The 20765-nt window shown below is 69.8% G+C and carries 25 protein-coding genes; 14 read left to right on the forward strand and 11 right to left on the reverse strand.

Features of this window, described 5'->3' with window-relative positions:
- Positions 1-314: 314 nt before the first annotated feature.
- The 3 genes from cysK to VLK66_RS04745 all read right to left on the reverse strand — a co-directional run bounded on the left by cysK (position 315) and on the right by VLK66_RS04745 (position 2481).
- The gene (gene cysK / locus VLK66_RS04735; RefSeq protein WP_325308226.1) at positions 315-1322 is read right to left on the reverse strand and encodes a cysteine synthase A; all 1008 of its coding nucleotides are present in this window, start codon (positions 1320-1322) and stop codon (positions 315-317) included.
- An 86-nt stretch (positions 1323-1408) separates the two neighbouring features.
- On the reverse strand, positions 1409-1897 hold the full coding sequence (locus VLK66_RS04740) for a DinB family protein (protein WP_325308227.1): 489 nt from the start codon (positions 1895-1897) through the stop codon (positions 1409-1411).
- Between the two features lie 20 nt (positions 1898-1917).
- A complete protein-coding gene (locus VLK66_RS04745) occupies positions 1918-2481 on the reverse strand; it encodes a hypothetical protein (protein WP_325308228.1) in 564 nt (187 codons plus the stop codon).
- Positions 2482-2740: 259 nt separating this feature from the next.
- Between VLK66_RS04745 and VLK66_RS04750 the strand changes: the two genes are divergently transcribed.
- The 8 genes from VLK66_RS04750 (at position 2741) to VLK66_RS04785 (ending at position 8322) form a co-directional block, all read left to right on the forward strand.
- Complete coding sequence (locus VLK66_RS04750) at positions 2741-3883, forward strand: Re/Si-specific NAD(P)(+) transhydrogenase subunit alpha (RefSeq protein ID WP_325308229.1); 1143 nt, start codon at positions 2741-2743, stop codon at positions 3881-3883.
- Between the two features lie 68 nt (positions 3884-3951).
- Positions 3952-4173, forward strand: coding sequence for an addiction module protein (locus VLK66_RS04755; protein WP_325308230.1), 222 nt, complete (start codon positions 3952-3954; stop codon positions 4171-4173).
- Positions 4170-4460: a type II toxin-antitoxin system RelE/ParE family toxin gene (locus VLK66_RS04760; RefSeq protein ID WP_325308231.1), complete on the forward strand. Its 291-nt coding sequence runs from the start codon at positions 4170-4172 to the stop codon at positions 4458-4460. The genes VLK66_RS04755 and VLK66_RS04760 overlap by 4 nt, the downstream gene beginning before the upstream one ends.
- Before the next feature lie 35 nt (positions 4461-4495).
- Positions 4496-4855, forward strand: coding sequence for a hypothetical protein (locus tag VLK66_RS04765; protein ID WP_325308232.1), 360 nt, complete (start codon positions 4496-4498; stop codon positions 4853-4855).
- 61 nt (positions 4856-4916) lie between these two features.
- Positions 4917-5237, forward strand: coding sequence for an NAD(P) transhydrogenase subunit alpha (locus VLK66_RS04770; RefSeq protein WP_325308233.1), 321 nt, complete (start codon positions 4917-4919; stop codon positions 5235-5237).
- A 56-nt stretch (positions 5238-5293) separates the two neighbouring features.
- Positions 5294-6679 (forward strand): NAD(P)(+) transhydrogenase (Re/Si-specific) subunit beta, encoded by a 1386-nt coding sequence (locus tag VLK66_RS04775; RefSeq protein ID WP_349260480.1) that lies wholly within the window; start codon positions 5294-5296, stop codon positions 6677-6679.
- 143 nt (positions 6680-6822) lie between these two features.
- On the forward strand, positions 6823-7227 hold the full coding sequence (locus tag VLK66_RS04780; RefSeq protein WP_325308235.1) for a hypothetical protein: 405 nt from the start codon (positions 6823-6825) through the stop codon (positions 7225-7227).
- Between the two features lie 159 nt (positions 7228-7386).
- Entirely contained in the window at positions 7387-8322 is a 936-nt protein-coding gene (locus VLK66_RS04785; RefSeq protein ID WP_325308236.1) for a hypothetical protein, read from the forward strand.
- Positions 8323-8420: 98 nt separating this feature from the next.
- On the opposite strand, the gene moeB is transcribed toward VLK66_RS04785, so the two are convergent.
- From moeB to VLK66_RS04800, 3 genes are all read right to left on the reverse strand, one after another.
- Positions 8421-9617: a molybdopterin-synthase adenylyltransferase MoeB gene (gene moeB, locus VLK66_RS04790; protein WP_325308250.1), complete on the reverse strand. Its 1197-nt coding sequence runs from the start codon at positions 9615-9617 to the stop codon at positions 8421-8423.
- 337 nt (positions 9618-9954) lie between these two features.
- A complete protein-coding gene (locus VLK66_RS04795) occupies positions 9955-10587 on the reverse strand; it encodes a GNAT family protein (protein WP_325308237.1) in 633 nt (210 codons plus the stop codon).
- Between the two features lie 12 nt (positions 10588-10599).
- Positions 10600-11208 (reverse strand): GNAT family protein, encoded by a 609-nt coding sequence (locus tag VLK66_RS04800; protein WP_325308238.1) that lies wholly within the window; start codon positions 11206-11208, stop codon positions 10600-10602.
- A 635-nt stretch (positions 11209-11843) separates the two neighbouring features.
- Between VLK66_RS04800 and VLK66_RS04805 the strand changes: the two genes are divergently transcribed.
- Positions 11844-13511 (forward strand): helicase HerA-like domain-containing protein, encoded by a 1668-nt coding sequence (locus VLK66_RS04805; protein ID WP_325308239.1) that lies wholly within the window; start codon positions 11844-11846, stop codon positions 13509-13511.
- A 140-nt stretch (positions 13512-13651) separates the two neighbouring features.
- On the opposite strand, the gene VLK66_RS04810 is transcribed toward VLK66_RS04805, so the two are convergent.
- Positions 13652-14299 carry a dihydrofolate reductase family protein gene (locus VLK66_RS04810; RefSeq protein WP_325308240.1) on the reverse strand — a complete coding sequence of 216 codons (648 nt, stop codon included), beginning with the start codon at positions 14297-14299 and terminating at the stop codon, positions 13652-13654.
- Positions 14300-14446: 147 nt separating this feature from the next.
- Entirely contained in the window at positions 14447-14908 is a 462-nt protein-coding gene (locus VLK66_RS04815) for a GNAT family N-acetyltransferase (RefSeq protein ID WP_325308241.1), read from the reverse strand.
- Positions 14909-15150: 242 nt separating this feature from the next.
- On the opposite strand from VLK66_RS04815, the gene VLK66_RS04820 reads away from it, so the two are divergent.
- Positions 15151-15324, forward strand: a complete 174-nt coding sequence (locus VLK66_RS04820) for a hypothetical protein (RefSeq protein WP_325308242.1) — start codon at positions 15151-15153, stop codon at positions 15322-15324.
- A gap of 12 nt (positions 15325-15336) precedes the next feature.
- Here VLK66_RS04820 and VLK66_RS04825 read toward each other — a convergent pair whose 3' ends face one another.
- Positions 15337-15693 (reverse strand): MmcQ/YjbR family DNA-binding protein, encoded by a 357-nt coding sequence (locus VLK66_RS04825; protein ID WP_325308243.1) that lies wholly within the window; start codon positions 15691-15693, stop codon positions 15337-15339.
- Positions 15694-15788: 95 nt separating this feature from the next.
- Here VLK66_RS04825 and VLK66_RS04830 point away from each other — a divergent pair, with 95 nt between their 5' ends.
- The 3 genes from VLK66_RS04830 (at position 15789) to VLK66_RS04840 (ending at position 17398) form a co-directional block, all read left to right on the forward strand.
- Positions 15789-16250, forward strand: coding sequence for a hypothetical protein (locus VLK66_RS04830; protein WP_325308244.1), 462 nt, complete (start codon positions 15789-15791; stop codon positions 16248-16250).
- Between the two features lie 78 nt (positions 16251-16328).
- Positions 16329-16922, forward strand: a complete 594-nt coding sequence (locus VLK66_RS04835) for a nucleotidyltransferase domain-containing protein (RefSeq protein WP_325308245.1) — start codon at positions 16329-16331, stop codon at positions 16920-16922.
- Positions 16919-17398 carry a hypothetical protein gene (locus VLK66_RS04840; protein WP_325308246.1) on the forward strand — a complete coding sequence of 160 codons (480 nt, stop codon included), beginning with the start codon at positions 16919-16921 and terminating at the stop codon, positions 17396-17398. Before VLK66_RS04835 ends, VLK66_RS04840 begins: the two co-directional genes overlap by 4 nt.
- Positions 17399-17487: 89 nt before the next feature.
- On the opposite strand, the gene VLK66_RS04845 is transcribed toward VLK66_RS04840, so the two are convergent.
- Positions 17488-17838 carry a hypothetical protein gene (locus tag VLK66_RS04845; protein WP_325308247.1) on the reverse strand — a complete coding sequence of 117 codons (351 nt, stop codon included), beginning with the start codon at positions 17836-17838 and terminating at the stop codon, positions 17488-17490.
- Positions 17839-18172: 334 nt separating this feature from the next.
- Positions 18173-18379, reverse strand: coding sequence for a 30S ribosomal protein S21 (rpsU, locus tag VLK66_RS04850; RefSeq protein ID WP_325308248.1), 207 nt, complete (start codon positions 18377-18379; stop codon positions 18173-18175).
- Between the two features lie 1056 nt (positions 18380-19435).
- On the opposite strand from rpsU, the gene VLK66_RS04855 reads away from it, so the two are divergent.
- A complete protein-coding gene (locus VLK66_RS04855) occupies positions 19436-20428 on the forward strand; it encodes a sigma-54 dependent transcriptional regulator (RefSeq protein WP_325308249.1) in 993 nt (330 codons plus the stop codon).
- The last annotated feature ends 337 nt before the right edge of the window (positions 20429-20765 follow it).

The raw sequence follows: 20765 nt of genomic DNA on the forward strand, positions 1-20765 counted from the left end.
CCGAAGGATCTATCGCCCGTCGAGCACGTGAGCGGCGGGATTGCACCGGTGGCCTCGGTGCATTCCCTCCGCTGACGTGCGAAGCCGGCGATAGATCCTTCGGCCTGCAAATGCCTGCGCGAACGTCGATCGTGGTGTGGCCGGCCTCAGGATGACGTCTTTCTCGGGATGAGCGTGAAAAGAAGCGTGCCGGGGGTTACGACAGTGGTGGTGTGGCCTCCGAATGACGTCGGGGTGGGACAAAAGCGAGGCGCGGAGCCGGGGAGAACCATCTCCGCGGCTCCGCGCCTCCGCGTGAGACCGGCAGGGCTTGGTCAGGCCGGAACGGGTTCCGGCTCGGGCTCGGCGATGGCTTCCTTCATCTCGCTCCACCACTCCGCATCGGGGATCTCGGCGTACACGGGGTTGGAGAGGTAGCGCTCGCCGAAGTCGCAGATGATGGACACGATGAGCTTCCCCTCGTTCTCCGGCCGCGCGGCCACCTGCAGCGCCGCCCAGGTGATGGACCCCGACGAGATGCCGGCGAAGATCGCCTCCTCGCGCGCCAGCCGCCGCGCGGTGGCGATCGCGTCGTCGTTCGTCACCTGAACCACCTCGTCGTACACCGACGTGTCCAGGTTGCCGGGAACGAACCCCGTGCCGATCCCCTGCTGCTTGTGCGGCGACGGCTGCCCGCCCGAGAGCACCGGGCTTTCCGCCGGCTCCACGGCCACCACCTTCAGCTCCGGCTTGCGTTCCTTCAGGTAGCGCCCCGTGCCGGTGATCGTTCCGCCCGTTCCCACGCCGGCCACGAAGACGTCGATCTTCCCCTCCGTGTCCTCCCAGATCTCCGGCCCCGTCGTGCGGTAGTGGATGCGCGGGTTGGCCGGGTTGTCGAACTGGCGCGGGATCCACGCGCGGTCGCCCAGCTTCCCCGCGATCTCCTCCGCCCGGGCGATGGCGGCCTTCACCCCCTTGGCCCCCTCCGTCAGCACGATCTGCGCACCGAGCGAGCGCAGCATGCCGCGCCGCTCCACCGTCATCGTGTCGGGCATGGTGAAGATGCAGCGGTAGCCGCGCGCGGTGGCGGCGTATGCCAGCCCGATCCCCGTGTTGCCGCTGGTGGGCTCCACGATGATCATCCCCGGTCGCAGCCGCCCGCTCTCGATCGCGTCGTCCAGCATGGCCGCGCCGATGCGGTCCTTTACCGAGTTGAAGGGGTTGTACCCCTCGTGCTTCACCACGAGGCGCCCCGGCAGGCCGGCGGACAGGCGGTTCAGCTGGATGAGCGGCGTGTCGCCGAAGGTCTCGGTGACGTCGCGGTAGATGCGGCGGCGGGGCATGGCGGGCTCCCTGGCGTTGGGGTGGGGAGGCGATGCTGCGTCCGGTCCAATCTAGCGGCGAGGGGCGAGCGGCGCCCTGACCGCGTTCAGCCGTGCGCGGACGCCTTGCGCAGCAGCGACATCTGCGCGGTGTGGGCCACGCAGTGCTGCACGGCGCCGTGCAGCATGACGTAGAAGGTGACGCCGGAGCCCAGCGGCCGGTCGCGCTCGTCGCCCATCACCTCGTCCAGCCGCGCGGCGGGGAAGCGGCGGACTTCGGCCAGGAGCGCGCGGTACGACGCCTCCAGCATCTCCATCGTCCACCGCCAGTTTTCGTCCGACGGCTCCGGCATCTCCGGCCAGTCTCCGTCTTCCGGCTCGCGCGCGGTGCCGGTGCGCACCCGCCGCGCGACCTCGCGGTTCCACGACGTCAGGTGCAGCGCGATCTCCCAGATGGTGTGCGCCTGCGGGATCGGCCGCCGCGCCGCCTCCTCCGCCGCCACCCCGCGGAGGGCGTCCATCGTGCTGGAGCCGTACCACGCGTCGCCGTCGAAGACGCGCGCCAGCTGGTCGGCGATTCGCTCGATCTCGTCCATCTCCCTGATGATCCGCCGCGTCACCCCGGCCGCAGCCCGGCGACGACGATGAAGGTGACGAAGAGCGCGACGAGGGCGACCGCAAGCATCTTCTGCCAGCCCTCTCGATCGATGACGATGCCGCTCACCAGCAGCGCGAAGAACACCGCCTCGTACGGGCGCTCGGGCGCGAGCAGCGGGTCGCCCGACACGGCCACGGCGCGGGTCGCGTTCAGCAGCGGCACCGCCGCCAGGAAGCCGAAGTACCAGCGGTGGTTGGCGAAGAAGTGCGACTTCAGGTCGATCTCCCCCTCGCCCTCGAAGTCCGGCAGGATCACCACCGCGGCCAGGTACAGGACGATGGGGGTGAGCAGGAAGAAGATGAACGAGAAGAAGTTGCCCGCCACCGCGCTCCCCACGCTGAAGGTGCTCCACCAGAACTGCACGCTGGCCAGGAAGACCATCGCCACCGCCACGGCCCACACCCAGTAGAAGCGCACCCGCGCCCGGTCCACCAGCAGGTTGGCCACGCCCGACAGCACCTGCGAGATCCCCAGGCCGATGATGATGGAGACGAGGACGGAAAGGTACTCGGGTGTGCTCATCCGTTCTCGCGGCGGGCCGGGGAGGCGGGGAAGGGGGATGGATCGTCGGGTGGCGAGGGGAACAATTCAGCCCGATCCCCACCCGGTCAAGCATCTCGCTCCGCCGCCGATCTCCGCGCGCGGGCGACGCGGACCGCTTCCCGCCGATCGATCCCCATCGCCCGAAGTTCAGAAAAAGCTTTCCCCTCGCGCCGCCGCGGGCGTAGATTCACCTCCCGAGCCCGCAACGACCCAACCGAATCCCCGGATCCCCCCGCCCATGCCCGTCAGCGTCGGCGTCCCGAAGGAGACCGCGCCCCTGGAGCGGCGCGTAGCGCTCGTCCCCGAGGCCGTGCAGCGCCTGGTGAAGGCCGGCGTGGAGGTGGTGGTGGAGCACGGCGCCGGCGAGGGCGCGTTCATCTCCGACGCCGACTTCGAGCAGGCGGGGGCGCGCGTGGCCGGCCGCACCGAGGTGTACGCCGCCCGCGTGATCGCCCGCGTGCAGCCGCCGCCGGCCGACGAGATGGAGATGCTGGCGCCCGAGCACGTCCTCGTCGGCTTCCTGCGCCCGCTGGACGACCCCGCCGGCGCCGCGCGCCTGGCGGCGACCGGCGTCACCGCGCTGGCGATGGAGCTGGTCCCGCGGACCACGCGCGCGCAGAAGATGGACGCGCTTTCGGCGATGGCGACCATCTCGGGCTACAAGGCGGTGCTGCTGGCGGCCGAGTCGCTGCCGAAGTTCTTCCCGCTCCTCACCACCGCCGCGGGTACGATCCGCCCGGCGAAGGTGCTGGTGCTGGGCGCGGGCGTGGCGGGGCTGCAGGCGATCGCCACGGCGCGGCGCCTGGGCGCGGTGGTCAGCGCGTACGACGTGCGCGCCGCGGCGGCCGAGCAGGTGGAGTCGGTGGGCGGCAAGTTCGTGAAGCTGGAGCTGGACACGACGGGCGCCGAGGGCACGGGGGGATACGCCGCCGCGCTGGACGAGGAGCGCCAGCGCCGCCAGGTGGAGCTGCTGGTGCCGCACGTGGGCGACAGCGACGTGGTGATCAGCACCGCGCTGGTCCCCGGGATGCACGCGCCGCTGCTGGTGTCGGAAGATGCCGTGCGGGCGATGAAGCCCGGCTCGGTGATCATCGACATCGCCGCGCCGAACGGGGGGAACTGCGCGCTCACGCGGCGCGGCGGCGTGGTGGAGGTGGGCGGGGTGCGCATCTTCGGCCCGCTGAACCTGCCGGCCGAGATGCCGGTGCACGCCAGCCAGATGTACGCGCGCACCGTGGGCGCCATGATCGCCGAGTTCGTGAAGGACGGCGAGTTCCGCCTGGACTTCGACGACGAGATCTTCAAGGGCGCCTGCGTGGCCCACGGCGGCCAGATCACCAACGACCGCGTCCGCGGCATGCTGCCCCAGCCCGCCGCGTGACGGAACGGCGGGTACGGGGTACATCGAAGCGGATAGACACTCGAACACGTGCCGGGAGAGACAGGACGATGACGGGTCTCGATGAAATAAAGGCTGCGGTTCTCAGCCTCGCCCCCGAAGATCAGGCGGAGATCGCCGATGCCATTCTCGCGAACATCGCCGACCCGGGGCCGCTGAGCGAGGCGTGGAAAGCCGAGCTGGACCGCCGCGAAGCCGAGTACGAACGCGGCGAGGTCGAGCTCGTCGACAACGCCGACGCGCTCGCGCAGATCCGCGGCGGCCATCGTTGAAGCCGGTCCGGTGGCATCGGATCGCAATCGAAGAAGCAAGGCTGGCGGCGGAGTACTACCGGTCCCAGCGCGAGGGGCTCGACGAGCGGTTTTCCGCAGCCCTCGCTGCGTCCACCGCGCTGCTCGAGCAGTTTCCCGCCCTCGGAGCGCCCGTGCACAGACATTACCGGCGTGTTGTCGTGCACCGCTTTCCGTACAGCCTGATTTACCGCGAGCACAGCAAATTCCTGCGCGTGGTCGCCGTCGTGCACCACAAGCTTGATCCGGCCAGCTGGATCGGCCGGTAATCGCGGCGGCTTGACCTCTGCACCCGCTTCAGATCGTGAGCGACGACATCACCCTGGTGGAGAAGGCGGCGCTGTCGATGACGGAGGCGGCGCGGGCGCGGCTGGCGCGGGCGCTGCTCGCGGGGCTGGCGCCGCGCGACCCCGACACCGCCGCGTGGTACGGCCCGGCCGCGGAACTGGTGGACGCGCACCTGGCGGAGCTCGCCGGGAGCGCGGCGGCGCCACCGCAGACGGTGGGCGTGGCGGGCGAGCCGCACGACGAGCGGCTGGACGACGACCCCACGCTGGCCGAGATCCGGCGGCGCCGCCACGAGATCGAGAGCGGCGAGGCGTCGCTGCTGGACGACAACCTCATCGTCGCCGAGCTGAAGCGGCGGCTGGGCTTCGGCAAGTGACCATCGCCGGGGCAGACGGACGGCGCGGCACGGATTCCCACCCCAACGGCACCCCATCTCCATGACCATCACCCTGCTGTTCGTGTTCGTGCTGGCGGCGTTCGTGGGCTACTTCGTGATCACGCGGGTGCCGCCGCTCCTGCACACGCCGCTGATGTCGGCCACGAACGCCATCTCCGGCATCTCCCTGGTCGGCTCGCTGGTCCTGGCCGGCTCCAACCACGGCACGGTGGCCACGCTGCTGGGCTTCATCGCCGTGACCGCGGCCACCATCAACGTGGTGGGCGGGTTCCTGATCACCGACCGGATGCTGCGGATGTTCAAGCAGCGCCTGCCCGGCGGCGGAAACGGAACGCAGCCGGAGAAGCGGGAGGGCAAGTGATGCTCGCGCTCCTCCTCCAGATCCCCGAAACGCCGGTCGCGCCGGTCAACACGGCGATGGACCTGCGCGAGTTGGGGATCCAGCTCACCTACCTGACGGCGTCGGTCCTCTTCATCCTGGGCCTGTACTCGCTGACCAAGCCCGCGCGGGCGCAGCGGGGGATGCAGATGGCGGCGCTGGGGATGCTGCTGGCCATCGTGGGCACGCTGCTGTCGCGGCAGATCGTGCGTTGGGAGTGGATCCTGGGCGGACTGCTGCTGGGCACGGCCATCGGCTATCCGCTGGGGATGTTCGTGCCGATGACGGCCATGCCGCAGCGCATCGCCATCAGCCACATGTTCGGCGCGCTGGCGGCCACGCTGGTGGGCGTCGCCGAGTTCCGCGTGCAGCACGGGCAGGTGTCGCACGCCACCATGGCGGCGCTGGGGTTCGAGGTGCTGTTCGGGGCGCTGACCATCACCGGCAGCTTCATGGCGTTCGGCAAGCTGCAGGGGTTCATCAGCGGCACGCCGGTGACGTGGCGCGGCCAGAACGCCATGAACCTCACGCTGTTCGCGGCCACGTTCGGCATCTTCGTCTACCTGGTCGTGGACCCCGGCCATCCCGCGCTCTTCTACGCGATGGTGGGGATGAGCCTGCTGATCGGGGTGCTGATGGTGCTGCCGATCGGCGGGGCGGACATGCCGGTGGTGGTCTCGCTGCTGAACTCGTACGCGGGGCTGGCGTCGTCCGCGACGGGGTTCGCGATCGGGAACACCGTGCTGATCATCTGCGGCGCGCTGGACGGGGCGAGCGGCTTCCTGCTCTCGGTGCTGATGAGCAAGGCGATGAACCGCTCGTTCGGCAACGTGCTCTTCGGCGCGTTCGGTGCCGCGCCGGCGGGGGCGGCCGCGGCGGAGATCGGCGACCGCACCGTGCGCAGCGTGACGGCCGAGGACGTGGCGGTGCAGCTGGCCTACGCGCGCGAGGTGATCGTGGTGCCCGGGTACGGGATGGCGGTGGCGCAGTGCCAGCACCAGGTGCGCGAGCTGGCGAGCCTCGTGGAGAAGCGCGGCGGCGAGTTCAAGTACGCCATCCACCCCGTGGCCGGGCGGATGCCGGGGCACATGAACGTGCTGCTGGCCGAGGCCAACGTGCCGTACGACCGGCTGTACGACCTGGAGGAGATCAACGACCAGTTCGAGCAGGCCGACGTGGTGCTGGTGATCGGCGCGAACGACGTGGTGAACCCGGCGGCGAAGAACGACCCCGGCAGCCCCATCTTCGGGATGCCGATCCTGAACGTGGACCACGCGAAGAGCATCATCGTCCTCAAGCGCAGCATGGCGGCCGGCTTCAGCGGCGTGGAGAACGAGCTGTTCTACCACGACCGCACCGCGATGCTCTTCGGCGACGCCAAGACCTCGCTCCAACAGCTGATCACGGACATCAAGGAAGTCTGATCCCGATCTCCGCATCGACGTGACGAGGAGCCCGCGGATGGTCTTTCGCGGGCTCCATCTTTTGGGCGCGAAATGGTGCTTGCCGGTCCGTCGAACTCGCATCTCCCGCAGTTCGTCCGAGTCCTGCGCGCCCCGATGGCCAGATGCAATCTTTCCCCGCGCGGCCGATTCTGCGCTGCGCACTGATGATGTCCGTCATCGGCGGAGCGTGCGGATCGCCGCCGCAGACCTACACCGAGACTCGGGACAGCACCACGTGGACGACCGTGGAGCCGTCATTCCAGCTGGACAGTGCTGAAATCCCTCCGGACGGTCTGCCTCCTGTCGAACCTCCACCCGCGCAACGGGAGCAGCCGCCGGAAGTCGGGAACTGCAATCCGAACTACGATCCGTGTGTGCCGAACGACAGCGATGTCGATTGCGCGGGCGGCCGCGGAAACGGACCTTCGTACGTGGCCGGGCCCGTGCGGGTCATTGGACACGACGTCTACAAGCTCGACCGCGACGGCGACGGCATCGGTTGCGAAAAATCACGCCGCCGCCGCTGATCAGAGCTTGCTGCAGATCGACTGACGACAACGGAGAATCTCACACGGAGGAACGGAGGAAACGGAGAACACAACGCATGGACCGAGTTCTCCATGTCCTCCGTCTCCGCTGAGAGAGCCCTTCCTCACCACACGGCCTTGCAGACGAAGGTTCGCCCAATGAGCGAAATCTCTCCGGAATTCGGGCGCCGCATCCAGCAGCGGATCGATGCGCTGGACACGGCCGACCCGCGGGCGTGGCCGGTGCGGGTGTGCAAGGAGGAGATGAACGCGCTTCCGCTGCACGGCAACCAGATCTACCTCTGGGCGCTGCGGCCGGACGGCGTGGTGCTCTGCCTCGACCACGAATCCGCGTCGCACCACGTGGAGGAGGAGCGCGATCCGCTGACACTCTTCGCGGTGCTCGTGCAGGGTGCGAAGAAGTATCCCGAGCTGCGGCAGATCGTGCCGCCACCGCCGCCGGGCACGCAGCAGTGCGAAGCGTGCGGGGGAACGGGATCGGGCGAAAACTGGAAGCCGCCGGCCTGGGATTGTCTCAGGTGCGGCGGCCTGGGATGGTCGAAGAACCTGCTCGCGCGGCCCGCGACCGACTGGCTGGCCCGCATCGACCGCGGCGACCAGCTGGAGCTGCGCGCGCAACCCGACGCCGCGCGGCTCGAGGCGGGGCGGCTGGCCGGGTACTACGTGATCTCGGCCGGCGATGCCTGCTGGTCCAGCCCGGCCGGACCCGCGGCGCGGCAGGAGCTGATCGGCCGGCTCGTCGATTGGGAGCGCGGGAAGGTGGTGACGCCCGAATGGCAGTCGAACCCCACCGCCTGCGCCGACCCGTTCGACAGCCTGGAGCACGTGCTGACGTTCTCTGGGTCGGGGAGCAACGGAACCTGGGAGGAGGAGTTCGCGCGCCAGCCGGATGGGAGCTGTGTGATCACCCTGACGCTGAACAACGATTTCGATCCAGCCGGCCCGGCCTTTCCGGTAAGGAGCGCCAGGGAGGTGGATGCGGACGCGGCGCGCGTGGAGATCGAGCGGACGATGCGTGCGAGCGGCCGCTACGGTCCGTTCCCCGCGATCGTCCCGCGCGAGCCGGCAGACTGAAAGAAGGGCTCACACGGAGGGAACGGAGGGAACGGAGAACTCAGTCGATGCGATGAGTTCTCCGTTTCCTCCGTTTCCTCCGTGTGAAACCTTCAGTTTCAGTACTTCGGCAGCGACGGGTCGATCTGCTCGCTCCAGGCGCGGATGCCGCCGGCCAGGTTGTAGACGCGCGCGTGCCCGGCGTCGCGCAGCTGCTGGGCGGCCTTGCGGCTGCGGGCGCCGCTCAGGCAGTGCACCACGATCTCGCCCGCGCCGGCCAGCTCGCCCATCCGCTCCGGGAGCTGCGCGAGGGGGACGAGGCGCGCGCCGTACGGCTCCAGGTTGGCGATCTCCCACTCGTGCGGCTCGCGCACGTCGATCACGGTGAGCGCGTCGCCGCGGTCCAGGCGCGCCTTCAGCTCGGCGGGGGTGAGCTCGGGGATGGCGGCGCGCGCAGCGGCCTCGGCGGCCTCGGCCTGCGGGATGCCGCAGAAGTGCTCGTAGTCGATGAGCCGCGTGACCGTGGGGTTCTGGCCGCAGAGCGGGCACTCGGGGTCCTTGCGCAGCTTCAGCTCGCGCCAGCGGAAGGCCAGCCCGTCGAAGAGCTGCAGCCGGCCGACGAGCGGCGTGCCGATCCCCAGCACGAGCTTCAGCACCTCCAGCGCCTGCAGGCTGCCCACGATGCCCGGGAGCACGCCCAGCACGCCCCCCTCGGCGCAGCTGGGGACCATCCCCGGCGGCGGGGGATCGCGGAAGAGGCAGCGGTAGCACGGGCCGCGGCTGGCCCAGAACACCGACACCTGCCCCTCGAAGCGGAAGATGGAGCCGTAGACGTTGGGCTTGTCCAGCAGCGCGCAGGCGTCGTTCACCAGGTAGCGCGTGGGGAAGTTGTCGGTGCCGTCGGCCACGATGTCGTAGTCGCGCAGGATCTCCAGCGCGTTGGCCGACGTGAGCCGCGCGTCGTGCGTGATGACGTTCACGTGCGGGTTGATGTCGCGCAGGCGGTCGCGCGCGGAGTCGAGCTTCTTGCGGCCCACGTCCGAGGTGCCGTGCAGCACCTGCCGCTGGAGATTGGTCTCGTCCACCACGTCGAAGTCCACCAGTCCCAGGGTGCCCACGCCCGCGGCGGCCAGGTACAGCGCCAGCGGCGACCCCAGCCCGCCGGTTCCCACCAGCAGCACGCGCGCGGCCTTCAGCTTCTGCTGCCCCTCCATCCCCACGTCGGGAATGATGACGTGGCGCGAGTAGCGCAGCACCTCGTCGGGGGTGAGCTGCGGCAGGGCAGCGGCGTCTTCGGTCGAGTTGGGCGATGACATCGAGGCGTTCGCCTGGAGCATGGGGATCGGGTGATGGTGGAAGATCGCCCGGGGCGCGCGCGGGCGCCACCGGGTGCGCTCACCACTCAAGGGCCCCAGCAGGGGCTGCTCGAGGGCGAATGAATTCGCGGCAACACCAGCACAAAGTCCCTTCGGGACTGCGGCCTTGGCATCCTGGCAAATCCGAAGCATTCGCCGACCTCGACTACTTCGCAGCCTGTCGGCGGATTTCGGGCTGTCGGGTGGCGAGATCCGGACGGGCTTTAGGTGAACGCCCGGTCGGCGACGTGGCGCCAAAATCAACGCACTCACGCACTTCCGCACTCCCGCACTTTTTTCAGTACAGCCGTTCTCCCAGCACGTCGTACGCGCGGTTGCCGGCGGCGAGAGCGGCGGCGGGGGAGGAGGGCCACTCGTCGGCGAGCATGCCCCAGAGCATCTCGTCCGTGCGGCGGCCGCCGGTTTCGTGGCGCGCGGTGGCCTCGTGCGTGAAGCCGAGCCGGCGCAGCACGCCGATGCTGGCCTGGTTGGCCACGTCGCAGACGCCGTGCACGCGCGCCATCCCGAACCCCTGGAACACCGCGCGCACGACCGCGGCGGCGATCTCGGCCGCGTAGCCGCGCCGCGTCTGCGCGGCGCCGACCCATCCTCCAGGCTCCATGGTGTCGTCGGTCAGCCGGTTCAGCAGCGAGGTGCCTACCATCTCCCCGTCCAGGCCGAACAGCGCCCACGACCAGTGGTTGTCCTTGTCGAACGCGCCGCGCCAGGTGCGCACGTCGCGCAGCCGGTCCTCGAGCGATTTGGGCTCGTTCTCCATCCACGGCACCCACGGGCGCAGGAAGTCGACGTTCTCGGCGACCAGCCGGTGCAGGGCAGGGGTGAACGACGGCTCCCACGCGCGCATCACCAGCCGCTCGGTCTCGATGCGGTAGGGGGGATTGAAGTACGCGGGATGGAAGGTCGTCTGCATGCGGGCGGCGGCTCAGAAGAGGCGGTTCTCGAGCGCGTCGAACGCGCGGGCGTCCGCGGCCAGGGCGGCGGCGCGGCTGCCGGGCCACTCGCCGGGAAGGAGGCTCCACAGCATCTCCTCCACGCGCCGCCCGCCGGCCAGGCGCCGCAGCGTGCCGTCGTGCGTGAAGCCCAGCCCGCGCCAGAGCGCGATGCGGCCCTCGTCATCGGGCTGGCAGCCGGTGAAGACGCGCGGCGCCTCCATCGCCTCCAGCGCGGTGCGGATCGCGGCGGCCGCGGCATCCTCCGCCATCTCGCCGTCGTCCTCGCCGACGGACCACGCCGCGATCTCCATCCCCTCCGTCCCCAGGCGGTGGAAGAGCGTGATGCCGCCGGCGATCTCGCCGCCGTCCGCGCGGATGACGGCGTAGCGCCAGGTGCGGTCGAGGTCGAACTCGGCGCGCCACAGCCGCACCTGCCGCAGCCGCGCGTCCGGTGCCAGCGGCTCGGCCCAGGCGCCCTCGCCGCGGAGCGGTTCGAGGTTGCGATCGACCAGCGCCGTGAGCGCCGCGGCATCGGCAGGCTCCCAGCAGCGGAGCACCAGCCGCGGCATCTCGATGCGGTAAGGCGTCGTCGGCGGCATGCGTCCGTGCTGGGTGTGGACGATTTCTGTCGCGGCATGAAGTCAAGATAATCCGTCCAGCATTGCCGGTGAAAGGCGCGCGTCGTCCGCTTTCGCGCGACCGGTGTGGGGGCGTAGGTTGGATGAAGTGCGGAAGTGCGGAAGTGCGGAAGTGCGGAAGTGCGGAAGTGCGGAAGTGCGGAAGTGCGGAAGTGCAGAAGTGCGTGAGTGGGTGAGTGTGAAGGTGCGTGACGAAGAATGTGGCGGGGAGGTAGGGCGCCCGCGAACGAAAATGCGACTAAAGTCGCGGCTACAAGGGCACGCAGTCCGCCTTCGCGGACTTCACTCTGGTGCATGCTCGAGCACCGCCGCGTCAACGCGGATCTGTTCGCGAGAAAATGCTTGCAAACCGTGCGGACGCATGGCGGGGGGAAGTCCGCGCAGGCGGACTGCGTGCCGTTGTAGCCGCGAGTTCACTCGCATTTTCCGGGATCCTCATCGACACGCGCCCTAGCCGGCCCGCGCCGATCCGACGGAATCCCGCGAGAGCACTCTCGCACTCTCGCACTTTCGCACTTTACCCGTCCGGCACGCACCCTGCCCGTCGAACCGCGTCCGCGTGGGTGCGCCCTCCCGAACCCTGTCGCCCGACGAACATGGATCCCCAGGTCATCGAAGCGGCCCGCGCCGCGTTTCCGCAGGCCACCGGCACCATCACCCTCGGCGCCGTGTCGCATGGTGGGGAGGTCGCGCCGGAGCCCATCGTCCGCATCCCGCTGTCGATGATGAACCGCCACGGCCTCATCGCCGGCGCCACGGGGACGGGGAAGACCAAGACGCTGCAGCTGCTGGCCGAGCAGCTCTCGGCCGCCGGCGTTCCCGTCCTGGTCAGCGACGTGAAGGGCGACCTCTCCGGCCTGGGCGCCGCGGGCGAGGCCGGCGACCGCGTCACCCAGCGCGCCACGGAGACGGGGTACGCGTGGCAGCCGGCGCAGTACCCGGTCGAGTACCTGTCGCTCAGCGGGAAGCTGGGCGCGCAGCTCCGCGCCACCGTCTCCTCGTTCGGGCCGCTCCTCCTGGCGCGGGTGCTGGGGCTGAACGAGACGCAGACCAGCGTCCTCACCCTCGTCTTCAAGTACTGCGATGACAAGGGGCTGCTCCTCCTCGACTTCTCCGATCTGCGCGCCGTGCTGCGCTACCTCTCGGACGAGGGCGCGGACGAGCTGAAGGAGTACGGGGGGATGAGCAAGGCCACGGTGGGCGTGCTGCTGCGGGAGATGGTGGAGCTGGAGCAGCAGGGCGCCGAGGACTTCTTCGGCGAGCCGGAGTTCGACCTGGACGACCTGATGCAGACCGAGCGCGACGGCCGCGGGCTGGTTTCCGTGCTGGAGCTGCGCGACGTGCAGGACCGGCCGGCCATGTTCAGCACCTTCATGCTCTGGATGCTCGCCCGCCTCTACGGCCAGCTCCCCGAGGTCGGCGACGTGGAGAAGCCGAAGCTGGTCTTCTTCTTCGACGAGGCGCACCTGCTGTTCGACAACGCCAGCAAGACGCTGCTGCAGCAGATCGAGCAGACGGTGCGCCTCATCCGCTCCAAGGGCGTGGGCGTCTTCTTCGTCACCCAGAGCCCCAAGGACGTGCCGCCGGACGTGCTCGGCCAGCTGGGCCACCGCGTGCAGCACGCGCTGCGGGCGTTCACCGAGGACGACGAGAAGGCGCTGCGGGCCGCGGCGCGCACCTTTCCCAAGACCAAGCTGTACGACATCGAGGAGACGCTGACCACGCTGGGGATCGGCGAGGCGCTGGTGAGCACGCTGGCGCCCAACGGCGTGCCGACGCCGCCGTTCGCCACCCGCATGGTGCCGCCGTCCAGCCGCATGGGCCCGCTGACCGACGCGGAGATGCAGCAGCGCCTGGCCGCCTCGGCGCAGGTCCGCGAGTACGCGCAGGACGTCGACCGCCAGAGCGCGCGGGAGATGCTGGAACAGCGCGTCACCGGCGCCGCCGCCGCGCAGCAGGCGCCTCCGCCGATGCCGGGCGGGCAGATGCCGCCGCCGCCGCCGATGCCGCAGCAGCAGGGCGGGCAGTATCAGTACGACCGGCAGAGGGCGGAGCAGGCGGCGAATCCCCAGTCGTACAGCTACCAGGTTCCGCCCGCGCGGCCGGCGCCGAAGGGCCGCGCGCCGAAGGAGGAGCCGGGGATGTTCGAGCAGGTGCTGAAGTCGTCCGTCACGCGCTCCGTCGCCACGCAGATCACCCGCGGCCTGATGGGCGCGCTGCTGGGCACGGGCAGCCGTCGCCGGCGCCGAGGCGGGCTCTGGTAGACGAGCTTGGCCCCGTCCTCCGCTCGAAGGCATGGACGGCCCCACATCCCCTGCAGTCGATCGTCAGGCTGTCCGCGCCCGCGCCGGCCCTTGGCCTGACCGACGGTACCAGCTAATTCAACGGTAGGCCACCGTTCGGGTCACCGACGTCTCGTGAGCACGACATGGGTTGCGGCGGCAGTGGGCACATGGGTGGTGCACTCATAGCCCAGGGCCGTGAGATCGAGGCCGTGCAGGAGATGCTCGCCGGACCCGAGCAACATCGGCGCAATCGCCACGTGCAGCTCGTCGATCAGCCTCGCTTCGAGGCCCTGGCGGATCGTCGCCACGCCGCCGCCGATCTGCACGTCTTTTCCCTCGGCGGCCGCCGTCGCCCGCTCCAGCGCCTCGCGGATGCCGCCCGTGACGAAGTGGAACACCGTGCCGCCTTCCATCTCGATCGGCGGGCGGCCGTGATGCGTCAGCACGAACACGGGGCCGTGATACGGCGGGTTCTTCCCCCACCAGCCGCGCCAGCCATCATCGGGCCAGGGTCCACGAATCGGGCCGAACATGTTGCGTCCCATGATCCACGCGCCGACGCCCTCCCCAAAACGCGCCGCGATGTCGTCATCGAAGCCGGTGGTGCCGCCGGTTTTGCCATTGATGCGCTGGAACGCGCGGGTCGGGATGAACCATTCGTGCAGAGCCTCACCCCCCACGCCGAGGGGATCCTCGCGAGTCTGGAGCGGGCCTGCGCCATAGCCGTCGAGCGAGATCGTGAAGTTGTGCACGCGTACACGAGCCATTGTCCACTCCCAGGCAAGGGTGGCGATCCGGTAACTGCGACCTCTGCCGTCGCGACGAACGACCGTGCAGGAAATCGACAGCCCGTTCTTGCCGCGGAAAGATGGTTCGACGCAGCCGATTGTCAGGCGGCGGTGCGCGAATCCCGGTCAGTCCAGCCGCAGCAGGAACTCTTCGGCCTCGTCTCCGGAACTCTCGACCGTGGACTCCCTCGCCTCGATGAAGAAGCCAACCTTCTCGAGCACGCGGCGGGAGGCCGTATGGTCCACGGTCACCCGGGCAAAGAGCGGCCGCTCGTGCACCTCGGCGACGAGCTCTCGTAGCGCAGCGGTCGCGATGCCCTTCCCCCAGTGCTCCCGCCCGTACCAGTATGCGACCTCGCGCAGACCCTCCCGAACGAAGCTGCCGACGTACCCGACCACGGCGCCCTCGCTCTCGACGGTGCGGAGGATCCCGAGAGGATCCGCGAGAATCCTTGCCCAGTGGGTGTCGAACTCGGAGCGGTCGCGCGACGTGAGCGTGCCCACGCGAAGAGCGACCGGATCACACTGGTGCTCGAAGAACGTGTCGAGATCCGAGGCCGCAACAGGTCGCAGCCGAATGCCGGTCATAGAGGGTCGGGGAGCTGACTCGTGGTTTCGCGGAGACGGCCCTCGCCGCCTGACTCGTTGCTCGATGGACGGAATTCCGGTCAAGATACGATACCAGCGCGCATGGCCGAATCCATTCCATCCAGATCATACTCGTCCTCCCGTCCAACCAGCTTGCACGCGATGTGACCTCGGCGGGAGAATATCCGTAGATTGCTGCGTTGGAGATTCGGTGGATAGCGACCCGGACGAGGAGAACCCGCATGAGCGTGGATCGCAAGCACGGCCCCGAGCACGGCAAGCCCAGGATGCCGTGGGACGAGAAGCCCGGACCTGCCCCGACTCCCGAGCGCGTGGAGATCCCGCGTCCTTGGGACGAGAAGGTCGACTCGCCGATCCCCAATCTCGGGAAGAAGCCGAAACGCGAGCGGCACTGATTGCCGCATCGGTCAGCCTTCCACCAGCGCCTGCAGCTTCTTCGGCGCGACCATGCAGTACGCCTGCGCCACCAGCGACTCGATCTCCGCGTCGGTGGCGCGGCCGATGACGATGCCGATCCACCCCTTCACGCCGACGTAGGGCGGCACGAAGTACGTGTCCGGCTGCTCACGGACGAGATGCTCCTGCACGCCCAGCGGCGCGTTGCACCACAGCGCGATGCGGCCGTCGTTGTGGTGGTTGCCCGCGAACATGGCGAAGAGCTTCTTGCGCACGCGCCACGTCGGCTCGCCCCACGCGACCTGCTCCTGCGCCTCGGGCAACGCCAGGCAGATCCGCCGCACCCGGTCCAGCGGTTGCTCGCTCATTCCCCATCCCCGTTGTAGATCTTCGGTTCCGCGAGCATTGTAATCGGGTGCGCGCGGAGATGCACGCCCCGCCGGGTTCAAGCCAGGGAGATGCGATGCGAACGGCTCTGCTCGCGTGCGGGATGCTCGCCGCCGCGGCGTCGGCACCGGCGGATGCGGCGGCGCAGCTCGGCGATTCCGTGCTCGTCTCCATCAGCGTGCCGGAGACGGTGCGCGCCGGGCGCCCGGTGCCCATCCGGCTGGGGCTGACGAACCGGTTCGGCCGCCCGGTGACGCTCCGGCTCGCATCCCTCCGCCCGCTGCCCGTGTGGGACGTGCGCGTGAGCGCCGCGGACGGGCACGTGGTGTGGACCGGGCTGCACGTGCCGAGCGCCGGCTTCGAGGGCGGCGTGCTGGCGCTCGCTCCGCACGAGACGCGCACCACCACGGTGATCTGGGACCAGCGCGACGCCTACGGCCGCCCGGTGCCCCGCGGCCGGTACCGTGTCCACGGCTTCCTCTACGCGCGCCTCCCCCGCGGCCGCAGCACCGGCTACGTCCCCCTCCGCATCCGGTGATCGCCCGAAGCACGAGCGGATTGCGCGCGCGGCATCATCGTTCTACTTTTGAGTACGATCTACCTCCCGACTTCTGCGATGATGGCTACGTCGACGCTGTTCAGCTCGGCCGCGTTCGAGCGGCTCGTGCTGTTCTACCTGGTGAACCCCGACGCGGCGCCGCACCTGCGCGACCTGCAGCGGCAGCTGCGCGTGGGGATGCGTTCGCTCCAGGCGGAGCTCGCCCGGCTGGAGGACCGCCGGCTCGTTCGCATGGAGCGGAGCCGCAACCGCACCGTGTACCGGATGAACCAGTCGAACGCCGGCTGGAACGCGCTCCGCATGATGGTCCGCAACTTCGGTGATCCGGCCGAGGTCGTGCGCGTGGCGCTGGCGACCGTGCCGAACGTCGTCGCGGCGTTCGTGTTCGGCTCCACCGCGCGCGGCGAGGCGACCGGGGAGAGCGACGTGGACGTGCTGGTGGTGGGAGACGGCATCCCGCGCGGCGAGCTGGGCCGGTGCGCGCAGGAGAGCTCCGCGGTGATCGGGCGAGATGTGAACATCGCACGCTACACTCCGGAGGAGTTCGCCGCCGATCTCGCGCGCGGCGATCCCTTTCTGGGCCGGGTGATGAGCGGCCCCAGGACGTGGTTGGCGGGTGATCGGCAAACGCTGGAGGCGCTGGCCGGGTGACCGATCCCAACATTCAGCGGCTGCTCGACGAGCGCGAGCTGGAGAGCGTTCCCGCCGCGCCGGACGAGGTTGCCGACTACTGGCGCAAGGCGCTGCGGGCGTACGCGGATTCGCGGATCGAGTCCCTATCGCCGGAGAACGCGATGCTGCTCGCATACCAGTCGGGGCTCAGCGCCGCTACCGCGGCAATCCGCGCGTCGGGGCTGCGGGTGAAGAGCCGCAACCGCCACCACTACATGAGCTTCTACACGCTCGCCGTTCTCGGGACGGGGACCGATGTGCGCGCCCTGGCCCGGGAGATGGACGAGCTGCGCGACGATCGCCACGCCGCCGGTTACAGCTCGGGCGTCGACGAGGCACAGCTGCGGAAGAAGCTCGCCGGGATGCACGAGCTGCTGGGCAAGCTGCTCCCCGCGGTGCGATCGTGGCTGCTCGCTCACCGCTCCGATCTCGCGGATCTGCCTCGGCCGGCGTGATCCGTTCCCCGGCAGACACGACGAAGCGGGCCGGGGGAGAGCATCCCCCGGCCCGCTTCATCTTTTTCCGCAGGCGACGGCCTGGCTGCTCAGGCGGAGACTTCCATCGCCACGAACATGGGGAGAAGGGCGCTCCAGTCGTACGCGAGCTCGGGCTCGGCGGGGGCGGTGCGGCGCGCGCGGTTTCCCGCGTCTCCCTGGTCGATGTCCACCCAGGCGACGCGCAGGTCGTGGCCGGGGTGCAGGGTGATGGCGGGGCGTGCGTGCCCGAACGGCGGCGCGCCGAGGAGGGTGCCCAGACAGAGGCCGAGCCGGGCGAGGTCCAGCCCGGAGCGGTCGCCCACCTCCACGCCGATGGCGGTGATGCTGCGCAGCAGCGCGGCGCCGACCCGTTCCTCGGCGATCCGGCACACCTCCACCGCCACGCTCATCTCGTGCATGCCTCGTCTCCCGCGCAGAATCGCTCCGCCCGGCCCGGGAGGCGCCGGAGGACCGGCCACCGCCGCCCGCGTTGAACCCGGTGGACGCGGCGACGGCAACCCATCCTCCGGACACCGTCCGGCCTCATGGGCGCCAAGATGCGCGGCCGCACGGGCGCGGGGCGTGGGGAGAGGCGCGTCAGCCGCGCGGGGGAAACCGCGGCGGGCGCGTGGGGAGATCTACGTCAGGAACGGGCGGGGGCGGATGGAGATGTCGGACAACACGAACAGCACCGGGGGCGCGGCGCAGGGCCGCCCCCGGTGCTGCAGGATTTTCTGTTGCTGCGGTGCCGGACTAGAACTCGCCGCGGCGGGCGCGCTTCCGGTCCTTGTGGCGGCGGCGCTCGGCAGCCTTCGCCTTGGCCTTGCGCGCCTCGCTCGGCTTCTCGTAGAAGCGCTTGCGACGCATGTCCCGGAACATCCCCGAGCGCAGCATGCGCCGGCGGAACTGCTTCAGCGCCCAATCCAGGCGATCGGTCTCCGCGAGCTGAACCTCGACCACGATTGATCCTTCCGAAAAGGAAAAAAGTCGGACGACCCGCGGCACCTTGCCGAGGGTGTCTTACACACGGCTGCATCCCCCGAAGCAGCCTTCAGGGGTCTATGGACCACAATCTAGCACATTCCGCGGAAAAACGCACCTCCCCCACTGCACGATCGTGCGCATCCTCGTCCACGGAGCTTCCCGAGAAACGGGTGTCGGGATGGCCCTGAAACGAGATCGGGAGCCGGCTGGGTGCGTTTTCCCCGTCTGACGTGCTCGGCCGGCTACAGATCCTTCGGCCTGCAAGTTGTTGCGCGGGAGCAGGTTCCGGTTTGGCCGGCCTCAGGATGACGTCTATGCGGGGTAGATTCGGGGAGAGGCGGCGGTGTCGCGTCCGGAGCGATCAGCGTGCCGATCGGGGCGCTGCGTCCGTGGACTTCCTGTCCCACGTGGTGCCGTGGTTCCCCGCTGAAGACCCGAAGGGTTCGGAGGGCGATACGGCGAAATTCCCTGTATCACGAGCAGCTTGCGGGGGAAAACTGGAACAGACGACGCACGGTCTGCGGATTGCTCAACCAGCCCTCTCGTATCGTTGCCCGCACAATTCTGCAGTCTTCCATCTCGCCGTCAAAAGGCCGCCGTGCCGCAGGGATGCCGCGACGCTCGGACCGAGCCGCGCGCCCGCAGCCGCCGCACGGCCGCCCTCGTCTCCATCACCGACCCGGCGCGCGCCCGGACCGCTCCGGCGTGCTGACCGTCCGAATGGGCCATCGCTCACCGCCGCGAGTGGGGGAGGTGCGTCCCTCCGGGCATGGCGGATCGTTCACACGGTGGCCGCACGGGCACGCCGCGGGCGGCTGTCCGCGGCGCGGGGAGGGGGACCCCCGCCCCCCGCAATCTCCAGTCGTGGCGCGGGGGTATGGCGCCTCGTGCATGCCCGGCCGGGCCCGCTGCCCCATCGGCCCTGGTTCTTGCCAGAACGCGGCGGTGAGGCCCCAAGGTCCCGCCCCTGGATCTTTCCGAACGCTGCATCCGGTTTTCCGATCCCCTCCGCCCCACCCGACGGGTATCGCCATGGAAGGTTACGCACAGCGGGTGCTGTACGCCGAAGCCCCCGGAATCGTAGGAGAGTCGGCGGCGATCCGGCAGGTGGTCACCAGCCTGGAGGCGGTGGCGCGGGTGCGCCGCACCACGCTGATCACCGGCCCCACCGGCACCGGCAAGGAGATCGTGGCCCGCGTGCTGCACGAGCGGGGGCAGCCGAGGACGGCGCCGTTCGTGGTGGTGCACTGCGGCGGCCTTCCCGACACGCTGGCCGAGGACGAGCTGTTCGGGCACACGCGCGGCGCGTTCACCGGCGCCCGCGACGCGCGCGGCGGGCTGGTGCGCAGCGCCCAGGGCGGCACCCTGTTCCTGGACGAGGTCGACTCGCTGTCGCCCAAGGTGCAGGCCAGCCTGCTGCGCTTTCTGGAGAGCGGCGAGTTCCGCAGCGTGGGGAGCGACCGCACCGAGCAGGTGCGCGCGTGGGTGATCGCGGCCAGCAACCGCGACCTGGCCGAGAGCGTGCGCCGCGGCGAGTTCCGCGCGGACCTGCTGTACCGGCTGGAGGTGATGCGCATCGCCCTGCCGCCGCTGCGGCTGCGCGGCGGCGACATCGAGCTGCTGGCGCACCACTTCCTGTTCGAGACGGTGGGCGCCGGGCACGGCTTCACCCCGCGCGCGCTGGCGCGATTGCAGCGCTACGAATGGCCCGGCAACGTGCGCGAGCTGAAGCACTGCATCGAGCGCTCGGCGCTGATGGCCGAGAAGGCGGTGCTGGACGCCGAGGACCTGGGGATCCCCGACGACGGCGGCGCGCCCGCGCCCGTTCCCGCCTCGCGCGAGATGACGGACGACCTGTGGGACCTGGTGGCCACGAAGGGGCTGTCGCTGGCCGAGGCGGTGGAGCACTGCGAGCGCGCGATCATCGACGCGGCGCTGCGGGCGGAGGAGGGGAACCGCACGCGCGCGGCCGAGCGGCTGAACATCCACGTGCGCACCATCTTCAAGAAGCTGCAGCGCGCCTGAAATCGATCTGACAGAAGGGTTTCAAGCAGAGAAGCAGGGCAGCGGAGAGCTCCTCCGTTGCTCTGCTTCTTTTCGTTCCGAAAAGACCAGTGATACCGAATTCGGGATCGATCGTGCAATCCGGCGGCGCACGTGCGACCTCGCTTATAGATCCTTCGGCCTGCAACCGCTCGTGCGGGAGCAAGGACGTCGGGGTCGGCCTGAATAGAAAGTTCGCGGCCTGGCCCCCCACCGGCGACTGAAGTCGCAGCAACAACTACGGGAAGCCTCGCAAACTGCGCGAGGCTGATCCGCTCATTCTGTGGCATCAGCGCTCACGACCAATCTCCTTTCATCC

It is taken from the genome of Longimicrobium sp., assembly GCF_035474595.1.
Classification (GTDB): domain Bacteria; phylum Gemmatimonadota; class Gemmatimonadetes; order Longimicrobiales; family Longimicrobiaceae; genus Longimicrobium.